This is a genomic window from Blastococcus sp. TBT05-19, from assembly GCF_003319095.1.
Classification (GTDB): Bacteria; Actinomycetota; Actinomycetes; order Mycobacteriales; family Geodermatophilaceae; genus Blastococcus.
The window spans coordinates 447,455-459,948 of the sequence record NZ_QOHI01000003.1; the positions used below are offsets into that span (position 1 = coordinate 447,455).

Here is a 12,494-nt window from a genome sequence, read left to right on the forward strand (position 1 = left end):
TCGCGGGGCCCGCAGGGTCCCCGACCGGGACACGGGCAGCCGCTCCACGCAGCGGGGGGACGGCGCCTGGCCGCGGTGTCATCCGGAGGATGACGAAGTCGTAGTGTCGGTCGCGTGAGTGCAGCCGGAACGGAACTGACCCTGCGGCACCCGATCGAACGGTTCACGCTGGACAACGGGCTGCGGGTCGTCCTCGCCCCCGACCGCAGCGTGCCGGTGGTGGCGGTGAGCGTCTACTACGACGTCGGGATGCGCAACGAGCCCGAGGGGCGCACCGGCTTCGCCCACCTCTTCGAGCACATGATGTTCCAGGGATCGGCGAACGTCGCGAAGATGGAGCACGCCCGGCTCGTGCAGGCAGCCGGTGGCACCTTCAACGGGTCGACCCACCAGGACTACACGAACTACTTCGAGGCGCTGCCCGCGGAGGCGCTGGAGCGCGCCCTCTTCCTCGAGGCCGACCGCATGGCGGCGCCGGCCATCACCCCGGAGAACCTCCGCAACCAGATCGACGTGGTGAAGGAGGAGATCCGGGTCAACGTGCTCAACCGGCCCTACGGCGCCTTCCCCTGGCTGCAGCTGCCGCAGGTCGCGTTCGAGACGTTCGCCAACACCCACGACGGCTACGGCTCGTTCGTCGACCTCGAGTCCTCCACCGTCGACGACGCCACCGACTTCTTCTCGACGTACTACGCGCCGGGAAACGCCGTCCTGTGCATCGGGGGCGACCTCGACGTCGCCGAGACCGAGGCGCTCGTGCGCCGCTGGTTCGGCCCGGTGCCCGCGCGCGACGTGCCGCCGCTCCCGCCCACCGGGGAGCCGTCCCCGACCGGCGTCCGCTCGACCGTGGTCGAGGATCGGCTGGCCACCGTGCCCGCGCTCGCGCTGGGCTGGCGGGTGCCCGACCCGGTCGGTGACTTCGACACCTACCTGGGCACGGTGCTCCTGGCCGAGGTGCTCAGCGAGGGTGACGCGTCCCGGCTCGAGCGCCGGCTGATCCACGGCGACCGCATCGCGATCGGGCAGAGCAGCTACGTCGGCCTCTTCGGCGACCCGTTCGACGTCCGCGACGCCACGCTGCTCACCACCCAGGTGCACCACCCGGCGGGCGTCCCGGCCGAGCGGGTCACCGCCGCCGTGCACGAGGAGATCGACCGCATCGCGCAGGACGGCGTCGACGCCGAGGAGCTGCGCCGCGTGCAGGCCCGCGCCGAGGCCCAGCTGCTCCAGCAGTCGGACTCGATCCTCGGCCGCACGCTGTCCTTCGCCGCCGCGGAGCTGATCCACGGCCGCGCCGAGCTGGCCGGCGAGCTCGCCGCCCGGCTGGCCGCGGTCACGCCCGAGGCGGTGCAGGCAGCCGCCCGGGGACTGGATCCCGGCACCGTCGCCATGCTCGAGCTGCGTCCGGCGGGAGGCGCCCGATGACCGACGTCCAGACCTCGTTGATCCCGCCGCTCGGTGAGCCGCGTCCGCAGCCGGTGCCCGTGGCGGAGGAGACGACGCTGCCGAACGGGCTGCGTCTCGTCGTCGTCCCGCGCCCCGGTGTACCGCTGATCGAGCTGCGCCTCCGGGTGCCGTTCGCCGCCGCCAACGCGCGCAACGCCGGCGTGCACGCCGCCCGCGGCGCCGTCCTGTCCGGGGCGGTCCTGCTGGGCAGCCGGCAGCGCGACCAGACCGAGATCGCCCAGCTCCTGCAGACCCACGGGGCCGAGCTGTCCGTCGCCACCGACGCCGACCGGCTGGTGTTCGGGACGACGCTGCTGCCCGGCGGGCTGGCGCCGGTCCTGGGCGTCCTCGCCGAGCTGCTCACCGGCGCGAGCTACCCGGCCGGCCAGGTCGACGGCGAGCGGGACCGGCTGGCGGAGCGGATCGCCATCGCCCGCACCCAGCCGGGGACCATCGCGCGCTCGGCCCTGGCCAAGCGGCGCTACGGAGCGCACCCGTACGCGATCCAGCTCCCCGACGCCGAGCTCGTCGCCGCCGTGCGCGCACCCGCCCTGCGCCGCCTGCACCGCGAGCGCGTCCTGCCCGCCGGCAGCATCCTCGTGCTCGTCGGCGACCTGGACCCGCAGGCGGCCGCCGACACCGTCGCGACGGTGCTCGAGGGCTGGTCGGGCAGCGGCACGGCGGTCGAGGCGCCGCCGGTCACCGAGCTGCGGTCGGCCGGCATCGAGCTGGTGGACCGGCCCGGCGCGGTGCAGTCGAACCTGCGCCTCGGCGGACCGGCACCGCGCCGCACCGACGACGACCTCCCGGCGACCCGGCTGGCGGCGATGATCTACGGCGGGTACTTCTCCTCCCGGCTCGTGGAGAACATCCGCGAGCGCAAGGGCTACAGCTACAGCCCGCGCAGCGCCGTCGACCACCAGCGGGCGTCGTCGTCGTTCCTCGTCGAGGCCGACGTCGCCACGGAGGTCACCGGCCCGGCGCTGCTGGAGACGCTGTACGAGCTGGGCCGGATCGCGCTCACCCCGGTCACCGAGGCCGAGCTGGACGCCGCCCGGCGCTACGTCCTGGGCAGCATGGCGCTCTCCACCGCCACGCACGCGGGCCTGGCCAGCACCATCTCGGCGCTGCTGGGCGCGGGCATGCCCGCGGACTGGCTGCGCACCCACCAGCAGGACCTCGCCGAGGTCACCGTCGAGCAGGTGCAGGCCGCGGCCGCCCGGTACCTGGCCCCGGAGACGCTCACCGCCGTCGTCGTCGGCGACGCGAGCCGGGTCGCCACCGAGCTGGCCGCGCTGGCCCCGGTCACCGTGACCGGGAGCGGCGAGGACGCGTGACCGCCGACGGGCGGCCGGTCCTTTCCCGGGCGGCGCACGACCGGGCCCACCTCGCCCGGACGCTGCCGGACCCGGCGGGCGGCCGCCCGGTGCGGGTGCTGACCGTCGACGGCCGGCGGACGGTGCCGGTCCGGGAGGGGACGTCGGGACCCGAGCTGGTCTGGGACGAGCGTCCCGAGCTGCCCACCGGTGCGGTGTTCCTCGGCGAGGCCGATGGCGTCCCGTACGCCGCGGTGCGCGGGGAGCGTGCGCTCACGGTGAACGGCCGGCCGGTCGACCTGTGGGCCGGGCTGCGCGACCTGGGCGCCGACCTCGGCGACCTCGACGCCGGTCTGCTCGCCGAGGCGATCGGCATCCTCGAGTGGCACGAGCGGCACCGGTTCTCACCCCTGACCGGCGCTCCGACCACGGTCGAGCGGGCCGGGTGGACGCAGCGCGACCCCACCACGGGCACCGAGTTCTTCCCCCGCACCGACCCGGCCGTGATCATGCTCGTCCACGACGGCGCCGACGGCGTCGTGCTCGGCCGGCAGGCGGTCTGGCCGCCCGGGCGCTTCTCGATCCTCGCCGGGTTCGTGGAACCGGGGGAGTCGGCGGAGGCCGCCGTCGCGCGGGAGGTCGAGGAGGAGGTCGGGCTCCGGGTGACCGACATCCGGTACGTGACCAGCCAGCCGTGGCCGTTCCCCCAGTCGCTGATGCTCGGCTTCGTCGCGCGGGCCGACCGCAGCCAGGAGCTGCGGCTGGACCCCACCGAGATCGAGGAGGCGCGGTGGTTCACCCGCGACGAGCTGCGCACCCGCGACGGTCAGCTCGCGGTGCCGCCGTCGATCTCCATCGCCCGGCACATCCTGGACCTCTGGCTGCGGGGCGAGCTCTGAGTCAACCCCAGCGCCCGCCGAGCACCAGGGCCGGCTTCTCCGGGTGGTCGGCGAGCACGACCGCGTCGGCCAGCGCGGCCGGGTCCACCTCGTCGTCGTAGCGGTCGAAGGCCGGCAGCGCCCACTGCTCCTCGGCCGGTGTCCGGCGTCGCCGTGCGGACGGCGACAACCGGAGGTGGACGACGACGTCGAAGGCCAGGCCCACGCCCTGCAGCAGGGCGCCGGCCACCAGGACGACGGCTCCCGGCGGCGCGGGTCGCCGGGGCACGCGGGCCGCGCGGTCGCGGGCGAGGTCCCACAGCACCGGCAGGTACTCGCCGCTGCCACCGGGCCCCAGCGGGTCGAGCACCTCGCGGTTGAGGGCGCCGGTGTCCAGCCAGTCGGTGTAGCGCGCGTCGGGATCGGTGCGCCCGTGCTCCAGGCGCAGCGAGGCCGGGCGGTAGAAGCCCGGGGCGGGGACGACGACCGCACCGTGGCCGAGCGCCGGCAGCCGTTCCGCGACGGCCGCGGCCAGCCGCTCCGGCTCGGCGACCTCCGGCCCGTCGACCCCCACCCGCAGCGCGACGGCGCCCGGCTCGGGCGGGGTGCCCGCCAGCAGGCCGGCCAGGCGATCGGCGAGGGCGCCGGGGGAGAGCGGAACCGGGCGGGTCAGGACCGGCCGTCCGCGACGACGGCGGCCGGCGGTGCCGGCTGGGACCGCGGGGCGGGGGTCCGGCGGGCACCGGCAGCCGGAGGAGGGGCGACGACGCCGGGCGCGGGGTCCGCGGCCAGCCCGTCCAGCACCTCGCGGGCGAGCTCGACGACGGGCCGGCCCTGCGTCCGGGCTTGACCGCGGAGCTCCTCGAACGCCGTCCGGGGGCTCGAGCCGTTCCGCTCGGCCAGCACGCCGATCGCCCGCTCGGTGGAGACCCGGGCGGCCAGCGCGTGCTCCAGCTGGGCGACGGTGCGCTCCAGCGCCGCGACCCGGGCGTCGACCGGATCGACGTCCGCGGGCGTGCCGGGAACGCCGCGCGCCGAGCGACGGGCGTTGCGGTCGGGTTCGGGCAGACCGCCGAGCTCCTCGGCGACGAGGTCGGCCAGCGTCATGCCCTCGACCAGGTCGGCGACGCGCTCCCCGTCGGCCGGCGGGGCGAGGGGGATGACGGTCCAGCCCCGGCCCGTGCGGGCGAGGGCGACGCGGGGGTGGTCGACGGCCGCCGCGGGGCCTGCGCCGAACGACGCGGAGCCGCCGATCTCGTCGGCGGGCCGGGGGCCGGGGACCACGGGTGTCATGCCTCCGGTTGCTGTGCCAGCTGGGCCTTGACCTGGTCGATGCTCGGGTTGGTCAGGGCGCTGCCGTCGCGGAAGATCAGCGTGGGGACGGTGCGGTTGCCGCCGTTGGCCTGCATCACCAGGTCCGCGGCGCTCGCGTCCTCCTCGATGTTGACCTCGGCGTAGTCGATGCCCTCGCGCTGCATCATCTTCTTGAGCCGCACGCAGTAACCACACCACGAGGTGGTGTACATCGTGACGGCGCTGCCGGGGGTCGTGGTCATCGCGGGGAGTCTCCCTGTTCGTGCCGGGCGGGTCCAGCCCCGTCCCGGGGTGGCGTGCTGGTGATCGTCAACGCCGGCTCCCTGGGGATGCTTCCCGGACCGTGTCGGCAGGGGCTGGGAGGATCGACCCGGGCCGTCGGGTCCGCACGGGCGAGCGAGGAGGAACGGCGGCGATGTCGCAGGCAGGGGCGGAGGCCGTCATCAGCGGTCTCGACGACGAGCAGCGCGAGGCGGCGCAGGCGGTGTCGGGCCCGGTCTGCATCCTCGCCGGTGCCGGCACCGGCAAGACCCGCACCATCACGCACCGGATCGCCTACGGGGTGCACACCGGGAGCTACGTCGCCGAGCAGGTGCTGGCGGTGACCTTCACCGCGCGGGCCGCGGGCGAGCTGCGCTCCCGGCTGGCCGCGCTCGGGGTCGGCGGGGTGCAGGCCCGCACCTTCCACGCCGCGGCGATGCGGCAGCTGCGGTACTTCGCGCCACGGGTGCTGGGCGGCCCGATGCCCTCGCTGATCGAGAACAAGCTGCGCGTCGTCGCCTCGGCGGCGACCCGCAACCGGCTCACCACCGACCGCACCAGCCTGCGCGACCTGGCCAGCGAGATCGAGTGGGCCAAGACGACGCTGGCCACCCCCGAGGACTACCCGGCGCGGGCGAAGGCGGCCGGCCGGGAGACCCCGTTCGAGGCGGCGGCGGTGGCCCAGGTCTACGCCAGCTACGAGTCGGCCAAGCAGCGCGACGGGGCGCTGGACTTCGAGGACCTGCTCCTGGTCACCGCCTTCGCCATCGAGGAGCACCAGGACGTCGCCCGGCAGGTGCGCGCCCAGTACCGGCACTTCGTCGTCGACGAGTACCAGGACGTCAACCCGTTGCAGCAGCGGCTGCTCGACGCCTGGCTGGGCGGCCGCGCCGACGTGTGCGTCGTCGGCGACCCCAACCAGACCATCTACTCCTTCACCGGCGCCGACCCCGACTACCTGCTGGGCTTCGCCGACCGGTATCCCGACGCCGCCGTGGTCAAGCTCGAGCGCGACTACCGCTCCACGCCCCAGGTCGTCGGGCTGGCCAACAAGCTCATCGGGATGGCGCCGCGCCGCAAGGGCCTGCCCGGGCTGCGGCTCCTGGGGCAGCGGGCCGCGGGCGCCGAGCCGCGGTTCACCGAGTACCCCGACGAGCCGGCCGAGGCCGCCGCCGTCGCCGCCCGGTGCCGCGCCCTCATCGACGAGGGGATGCCCGCGGCGGAGATCGCGGTCCTCTTCCGCATCAACGCCCAGTCCGAGGTCTACGAGAACGCCCTGGCCGCCGCCGGGGTCCCGTACGTGCTCAGGGGCGGCGAGCGGTTCTTCGAGCGGCCGGAGGTGCGGGAGGCGGTGCTGCTCCTGCGCGGGGCCGCTGCGGGTGGGAACGAGCCGGGGATGCTCGTGCCGGCCGTCCGGGACGTGCTCGCCTCGACCGGCTGGGCCGAGCACCGGCCGCCGCCCGGGGGAGCGGCGCGCGACCGCTGGCAGTCCCTGGCCGCCCTGGTCGACCTCGCCGTCGACCTGGTCTCGGAGAACCCGTCGCTCGACCTCGCCGGCTTCGTCACCCACCTGGCCCAGCGGGCTGACGCCCAGCACGCGCCCACGGTTCAGGGCGTGACGCTCGCCTCGATGCACGCGGCCAAGGGCCTGGAGTGGGACGTCGTCTTCGTCGTCGGCTTGGTCGAGGGCGTGCTGCCCATCGCCCAGTCGCTGAGCCGGCCCGACGCGGTGGAGGAGGAGCGCCGGCTGCTCTACGTGGCGATCACCCGCGCCCGGGAGCAGCTCTCGCTGTCCTGGTCGCTGGCCCGCAACCCGGGCGGTCGCCGCGCCCGCCCGCGCAGCCAGTTCCTCACCGGGCTAGCCCCGGAGTCCGGTCCCACCGCGCCACCGGCCCGGCGCCCGGCCAAGAAGGTCAAGGTCGTGCTCGAGGGGGAGGCGGGGGAGCTGTTCGAGCGGCTCCGCGCCTGGCGGACGCAGGCGGCCCAGGCGCAGTCGGTGCCGGCGTACGTCGTCTTCTCCGACGCGACGCTCCAGGCCATCGCGGAGAGCCGCCCGGCGAACCTGCGGGAGCTCTCCGGGCTCCCCGGTATCGGCAGCAAGAAGCTCGAGCTCTACGGCGAGGACGTGCTCGCAGCCGTCGCCAGCTGAGCCCCTCGTCACCGCTCCGGATCCCGTCCGGAGGAAGTTCGATTAATTCGTTTGACCGCATCTCGGCCGGGCCCCTAGTGTCCTGACACACACGAGCTGCACCCCCGTGCGATCCCGGCCGACCGGCCAGGACGCGGACTCAGGAAGGAGGGGCACTTCGATGATCACCACGAGCCGGACCGCCACCTCCGCTGATGTCCGCGGCGGCGCCGACGCCATGTGGGCGTCGATCGCTCCGCTCAGCGGCACCGGTCTGTCCACCCCTGCCTGCGCGGTCGCACCCGCTGCCGGCGTCGTGCTGGACACCCGTGTGCCCGCCACCGCTGCCCTCGCCGGCAAGCGCCGGGAGCAGGCCATCGCCGAGCGATTCCTCGCGCCCACCTACCTGCCCACGAACGACGGCACCACCCTCGGGATCCACTCCCCGGGGAGACCGCAGAGCTAGCGCTCGACCGGTCCTCCTCGAGGCCGCGGAACCCGAACCCGGGATCCGCGGCTTTTTTGTTCCCTCCGCGGCACCCGGCCCCCGACTTCGGTCGGCGGAGCCCCCGCCGGCCGTACCTAACGAGTACGAGGAGGAGCGGCAGTGCAGCAGACGATCGACCGCCCGACGTCCCACCGCCGACCCGGGCTCCCCCGGACCGGCGGAGCGACGCCGACCTTTCCCCACCCGACCCACCGTGGACGTCCCCGTCCGCCCCTGTCACCCGCGCCGGCGCGGCTCCCGCTGCCGTGCCGGGTGGAGGACCCGGAGCTGTGGTTCGCCGAGAGCCCGACCGAGCTGGAGCTCGCGAAGGACTTCTGCGGCGACTGCCCGGTCCGCCAGAAGTGCCTGGCCGGGGCGCTCGACCGCGCCGAGCCGTGGGGCGTCTGGGGTGGCGAGATCTTCGAACGGGGCGTGGTCATCGCCCGGAAGCGGCCCCGCGGCCGTCCCCGCAAGGTGGCCGCCGCGTGAGCCCCGCAGTCAACGACGAGCAGTCCCTCACCAGAGCGAAGGAACCAGCGATGTTCTCCATCGAGCACGAGATCGCCCGCAGCAGATTCTCCGAGCTGCAGGCCGAGGCGGAGGCCGCCACGCGCGCCCGCCGTCTCTACCTGGCACGACGGGCCAACCGTCGCGCCGAGCGTGCGGTCCGCCGGGCCGCGCGTGCCAGCGCCGCCGTCTACTGAGCGGTCGGGTCGGGCGTACCCCGGTACGCCCGACCCGACCGTCCGCGGCTAGTCCGCGAAGCCGGGGAGCCACTCCTCGAGCACCCCGCGCCAGTCGGCCTCGGCGTCGAGCTGGCACAGCACACCGATCGAGCCGACCGTGACCCGGTGGATGAGCAGGTACGCCGGCGGCAGGTTCAGCTGGCGTCCCAGGCGGTTGGCCTCGGTGCGCGGATCGGCGATGCGCGCGGCCTGCTCCTGCATCCAGGCGCGGGTGAAGTGGAACTGCGGCTCGGCCACCGGTTCCAGCAGCGGGCGCAGGTAGTCCAGCACCCCTTCCGGGTCGATCTCGACCCCCGGCCGCACGAACCCCTCGGTGCGCAGGTCGGCGAGCACCTCGGACGCCCGGCCGGCCAGGGCCCAGCGCAGCAGCCGGCCGATCGGCTCCGGGTGGCCGTCGGGCAGCCGTGCCGTGGCACCGAAGTCGATGACCCCGAGCCGCCCGTCGGGCATCAGCCGGAAGTTCCCCGGGTGCGGGTCGGCGTGCAGCAGCCCGGCCCGCTGGGGTCCGGAGAAGTGCAGCACCGCCAGCAGGCGCCCCGCCCGGTCGCGCTGCTCACGGGTGCCGGTCGCGATGATCCGGGAGAGGGGAGTCCCCTCCATCCACTCCGAGACGACGACCTTCGGCGCGCTGGCCACCACGCGGGGGACCGCGATCTGCGGGTCGCCGGCGTAGGCGGCGGCGAAGGCCCGCTGCGCGTCGGCCTCCAGGCCGTAGTCCAGCTCCTCGGCGACGCGTGCCTTGAGCTCGGCGATGAGCGGCTTGACGTCCAGGCCGGGGAACAACGAGGAGAACAACCGGGCGAACCGGGCCAGCTGGTTGAGGTCGGCCATGAGCGCCGTTCCCGCACCCGGGTACTGGATCTTCACCGCCACGTCGCGGCCGTCGCGCCAGGTCGCACGGTGCACCTGCCCGATGCTCGCCGCGGCGGCCGGGGTGTCGTCGAAGTCCTTGAAGCGCTGCCGCCACGTGCCGCCGAGCTGCTGGGCGAGGACGGCGTGCACCGTCCGCACCGGCATCGGCGGCGCCTCCTCCTGGAGCTTGACCAGGGCCTCGCGGTAGGGGGCCGCCATCTCCTCGGGCACCGCGGCCTCGAACACCGACAACGTCTGCCCGAGCTTCATCGCGCCGCCCTTGAGCTGGCCGAGGACGGCGAAGAGCTGCTCGGCCGTGCGCTGCTGCAGCTCCGCGCTGACCGCCTCCGCCGACTGACCGGAGAGCCGCTTGCCCAGCCCGAGGGTGGCCCGGCCCGCGGCACCGAGGGGGAGCGAGGCCAGCCGGGCGGTGCGCGCGACCTGCCCGCCCGGCATCACCGGTCGCTCGTCACTCACACGTCCTCCTCGTCGGCGTCGGCCGGGCTCGGCGCCGTGTCGTGTCCGGTGAGCCGGTGGGCTCGCTCGGGGACCATTGTCCCCTGCACCGGGTCCGCCGCGCCCGGAGGAGCGGCATCCGTCCCTCCGGCGGGGTCCGCGGCGCCGCAGCGGCAGGACGGGTGCGGCGGCCAGTGCCGGACCCGGGGGAGCAGGTCGGGCGGTCGCAGCTCGACCGTCGCGTCCAGGGTCAGCGGCGCCCCGGCGTCGTCCAGGTAGGCCAGGACCTGCCCGGCCGCCAGCAGGGCGGTGAGCAGGCAGGTGAGCGTCGATCCGCTGGGGGGTGGCTCGGCTGCGACCAGCTGCGCGGCCAGACGTGGCCAGCGTGCGTCGGCGTCGCGGCGGTGCAGGTCCGCGCAGCGCAGGCAGCTTGTCGCGCCGGGCACCACGAGCGGGCCCACCACACCGGTCTCGCCGCGCACGGTGGCCACCAGGTGCGCGCCGCCGCCGTCCACCGTGAGCGGGTCCGATGCCGCCCAGGGCCGGGTGAGCACGGTGAGGTCGGGTGCGACGCCGGCCGGCAGCGGCCGCAGATCGGTCAGCGGGCTCGCCCGCCGGATCGCGTCGGCCGCCGCCATGGACCGCGGGCGGCCCTCGTCGCCGGTGGTCAGCCCACCCACGACGGCGTCGGCGGCGCGCACCAGCCCGGTGTCGCGCACCACCACCCGTCCGATCCCGCTGGCGGCCAGCACCGCCGCCAGCGGCGTGCCGACCCGGGTGGCGCCCTCCACGACCACCGAGCAGAGCCCGCGGTTGCGCCACACCGCGGACCGGGGCGCGCCGGTCGCGGACGGGAGCTCCACGACGGCCCGTGCCGAGGCGGCCGGTCCGGCACCGGTGGCCAGCAGGTCGGCGGCGTCGAGGTCGGTCAGCAACCCGGCGCTGCGCAGCGCCTCGAGCGCGGTGTCCACCAGGCCGGGGTCCAGGCCGTCCCGCGCGGCCTCGGCGCGGACGGCCCGCTGGGACCGCCGCCCGTCCAGGGCCCGGAGCAGCCGGGGCAGCCCGGGGACGGGGTCGAGCAGCAGGCCGTCGGTGGAGTCGACCCCGCCGACCTGCACGGTGCCGTCGTCACCCCGCAGCAGGGGCGTCGAGGCGGGGAGGAGGGGGTGGACGCTGTCGCTCACCCCGGCAGGGTCGCAGTCGGCGGGGTGCCGCCACCTGGTTCTCCACAGGCCCCGGACGACGGACGGCGGCGCCCCGCTCACGGGACGCCGCCGACGCGGTGACGATCTGGAACGGCCGCCCTCCAGGGGCCCGCGCCGAGCGTGCGAGGCGTGGGGAGGAGGGCGGTCCTTTCTTCAGGCCTTGCCGAGGATCCGGTTCATCTTGGTGCCGCAGACCGGGCAGGTGCCCTGGGCCATCCGGCGGCCGGACTCGCTGACCTTGACCTCGCCGTCGAAGTCGCGCTTGTCCTTGCACTTCACGCAGTAGCCGTTGTAGCTCTCCGCCACGGGATCTCCTCGTCTCCGGGGCCTCCCGGCTCGCACGCCGGGCGCCGTTGCGCGAGCACGCTACCCCCGCGCGGCGTGCCCGACTCCCCGGGCGGGCGATGCGATCGGCGGCCGCGAGGCCCCGTCGGCGGTGCTCGTCGCGCAGCGTCACCCACAGCTGTGGACAGACCTGTGGACGCCATGGGGACGCGCAGGCGTGTCGCTGTGCGTGGCCCGGGGACGGACGGGGGACGCGTCGCGGTGCGCAGCCCGAGCCTGCGTCCCGACCTGCGGAGATGTCCCCGACCGGGTGTGGACGGCGCACAGCGAGCGACCTCGTCACCGGGTGGAGCGCCCGTCTTGTCCACCGTCCGTGCGACCTGCACCCGAGAGGGTGCCCGTGCGCAGGCGCCACCCCCGGCCGGTGTCTTACGGTGCCTGCGTGCCCGCAACTCCTCCCGACGCCGCTGCTGTGCCCGAGCCGGCGGACGACGACGTCGTGGAGGTGCGGCGCAGCCCCCGCCGCCGGCGCACCGTGACGGCCTACCGGGAGCTCGGGCGCACCGTCGTCCTCATCCCGGCGGCCTTCAGCCCCGCGGAGGAGCAGCGCTGGGTGGCGCAGATGGTGGCCAAGCTGCGCACCCGCGAGGAGCGGCGCAAGCGATCGCTCGGGGGCGACACCGAACTGCTGGCGCGCGCCCGGGCGCTCTCGGCGGCCCACCTCGACGGGCTGGCCGAGCCGGCCAGCGTCCGGTGGGTGGAGAACCAGCACCGGCGCTGGGGGTCGTGCACCCCGGCCGACCGCACGATCCGGCTGTCGGGCCGGCTGCGGTCCATGCCGGAGTACGTCGTGGACTACGTCCTCGTGCACGAGCTCGTGCACCTGCTCGAGCCCAGCCATGACGAGCGCTTCTGGGCCCTGGTGGCCCGCTACCCCCGCGCCGAGCGGGCGAGGGGGTTCCTCGAGGGCGTCGAGCTGGCCGCCACGGCCGGTGCGGCGAACCTGGAGCCGCCGACCGACGTCGTCGACTGACGAAGGACCCCTCGCCCCCCACCGCTCGCTCCGCTCGCGGCGGGCCCCTGCAAGGGGGCCGTTCCAGCACGTCACCTGCTCGGGGTG

The 12,494-nt window shown here is 75.5% G+C and carries 14 protein-coding genes; 8 read left to right on the forward strand and 6 right to left on the reverse strand.

The annotated features are described in order from the left end of the window. The first annotated feature begins 114 nt into the window (after nt 1-114). Genes DQ244_RS11155 through nudC form a run of 3 tightly spaced genes read left to right on the forward strand, consistent with a single transcriptional unit; the run spans nt 115 to nt 3,661 of the window. Nucleotides 115-1,425 carry a pitrilysin family protein gene (locus tag DQ244_RS11155; RefSeq protein WP_113811518.1) on the forward strand — a complete coding sequence of 437 codons (1,311 nt, stop codon included), beginning with the start codon at nt 115-117 and terminating at the stop codon, nt 1,423-1,425. Beyond that, nucleotides 1,422-2,783, forward strand: coding sequence for a pitrilysin family protein (locus tag DQ244_RS11160; protein ID WP_113811519.1), 1,362 nt, complete (start codon nt 1,422-1,424; stop codon nt 2,781-2,783). Before DQ244_RS11155 ends, DQ244_RS11160 begins: the two co-directional genes overlap by 4 nt. Continuing rightward, entirely contained in the window at nt 2,780-3,661 is an 882-nt protein-coding gene (nudC, locus tag DQ244_RS11165) for an NAD(+) diphosphatase (RefSeq protein WP_113811520.1), read from the forward strand. The genes DQ244_RS11160 and nudC overlap by 4 nt, the downstream gene beginning before the upstream one ends. 1 nt (nt 3,662) lies before the next feature. On the opposite strand, the gene DQ244_RS11170 is transcribed toward nudC, so the two are convergent. The 3 genes from DQ244_RS11170 to DQ244_RS11180 all read right to left on the reverse strand — a co-directional run bounded on the left by DQ244_RS11170 (nt 3,663) and on the right by DQ244_RS11180 (nt 5,196). Next, on the reverse strand, nt 3,663-4,214 hold the full coding sequence (locus tag DQ244_RS11170) for a uridine kinase (RefSeq protein ID WP_233491325.1): 552 nt from the start codon (nt 4,212-4,214) through the stop codon (nt 3,663-3,665). A gap of 95 nt (nt 4,215-4,309) precedes the next feature. Then, complete coding sequence (locus tag DQ244_RS11175; RefSeq protein WP_113811522.1) at nt 4,310-4,933, reverse strand: ANTAR domain-containing protein; 624 nt, start codon at nt 4,931-4,933, stop codon at nt 4,310-4,312. Then, nucleotides 4,930-5,196 (reverse strand): mycoredoxin, encoded by a 267-nt coding sequence (locus DQ244_RS11180; protein ID WP_113811523.1) that lies wholly within the window; start codon nt 5,194-5,196, stop codon nt 4,930-4,932. The genes DQ244_RS11175 and DQ244_RS11180 overlap by 4 nt, the downstream gene beginning before the upstream one ends. 173 nt (nt 5,197-5,369) lie before the next feature. Between DQ244_RS11180 and DQ244_RS11185 the strand changes: the two genes are divergently transcribed. From DQ244_RS11185 to DQ244_RS19205, 4 genes are all read left to right on the forward strand, one after another. Beyond that, a complete protein-coding gene (locus DQ244_RS11185) occupies nt 5,370-7,364 on the forward strand; it encodes an ATP-dependent helicase (RefSeq protein ID WP_113811524.1) in 1,995 nt (664 codons plus the stop codon). 160 nt (nt 7,365-7,524) lie between these two features. Continuing rightward, on the forward strand, nt 7,525-7,809 hold the full coding sequence (locus DQ244_RS11190; RefSeq protein ID WP_113811525.1) for a hypothetical protein: 285 nt from the start codon (nt 7,525-7,527) through the stop codon (nt 7,807-7,809). 294 nt (nt 7,810-8,103) lie between these two features. Next, nucleotides 8,104-8,319 carry a WhiB family transcriptional regulator gene (locus DQ244_RS11195; protein ID WP_304557258.1) on the forward strand — a complete coding sequence of 72 codons (216 nt, stop codon included), beginning with the start codon at nt 8,104-8,106 and terminating at the stop codon, nt 8,317-8,319. Further along, on the forward strand, nt 8,316-8,534 hold the full coding sequence (locus DQ244_RS19205; protein ID WP_147251508.1) for a hypothetical protein: 219 nt from the start codon (nt 8,316-8,318) through the stop codon (nt 8,532-8,534). The genes DQ244_RS11195 and DQ244_RS19205 overlap by 4 nt, the downstream gene beginning before the upstream one ends. 48 nt (nt 8,535-8,582) lie before the next feature. Here DQ244_RS19205 and DQ244_RS11200 read toward each other — a convergent pair whose 3' ends face one another. From DQ244_RS11200 to DQ244_RS19660, 3 genes are all read right to left on the reverse strand, one after another. Then, the gene (locus tag DQ244_RS11200) at nt 8,583-9,905 is read right to left on the reverse strand and encodes an AarF/ABC1/UbiB kinase family protein (protein WP_233491326.1); all 1,323 of its coding nucleotides are present in this window, start codon (nt 9,903-9,905) and stop codon (nt 8,583-8,585) included. Then, the gene (locus DQ244_RS11205) at nt 9,902-11,068 is read right to left on the reverse strand and encodes a thiamine biosynthesis protein ThiF (protein ID WP_113811526.1); all 1,167 of its coding nucleotides are present in this window, start codon (nt 11,066-11,068) and stop codon (nt 9,902-9,904) included. Before DQ244_RS11205 ends, DQ244_RS11200 begins: the two co-directional genes overlap by 4 nt. A gap of 174 nt (nt 11,069-11,242) precedes the next feature. After that, complete coding sequence (locus DQ244_RS19660) at nt 11,243-11,395, reverse strand: DUF5679 domain-containing protein (protein ID WP_170977676.1); 153 nt, start codon at nt 11,393-11,395, stop codon at nt 11,243-11,245. A 421-nt stretch (nt 11,396-11,816) separates the two neighbouring features. On the opposite strand from DQ244_RS19660, the gene DQ244_RS11210 reads away from it, so the two are divergent. Then, entirely contained in the window at nt 11,817-12,407 is a 591-nt protein-coding gene (locus DQ244_RS11210) for a M48 family metallopeptidase (protein WP_113811527.1), read from the forward strand. The last annotated feature ends 87 nt before the right edge of the window (nt 12,408-12,494 follow it).

Excerpts from the sequence above, each read along its gene's own strand:
- DQ244_RS11160 (WP_113811519.1), top strand. The coding sequence starts at position 1,422 with ATGACCGACGTCCAGACCTCGTTGATCCCGCCGCTCGGTGAGCCGCGT.
- DQ244_RS11175 (WP_113811522.1), bottom strand. The coding sequence starts at position 4,933 with ATGACACCCGTGGTCCCCGGCCCCCGGCCCGCCGACGAGATCGGCGGC.
- DQ244_RS11180 (WP_113811523.1), bottom strand. The coding sequence starts at position 5,196 with ATGACCACGACCCCCGGCAGCGCCGTCACGATGTACACCACCTCGTGG.
- DQ244_RS11185 (WP_113811524.1), top strand. The coding sequence starts at position 5,370 with ATGTCGCAGGCAGGGGCGGAGGCCGTCATCAGCGGTCTCGACGACGAG.
- DQ244_RS11190 (WP_113811525.1), top strand. The coding sequence starts at position 7,525 with ATGATCACCACGAGCCGGACCGCCACCTCCGCTGATGTCCGCGGCGGC.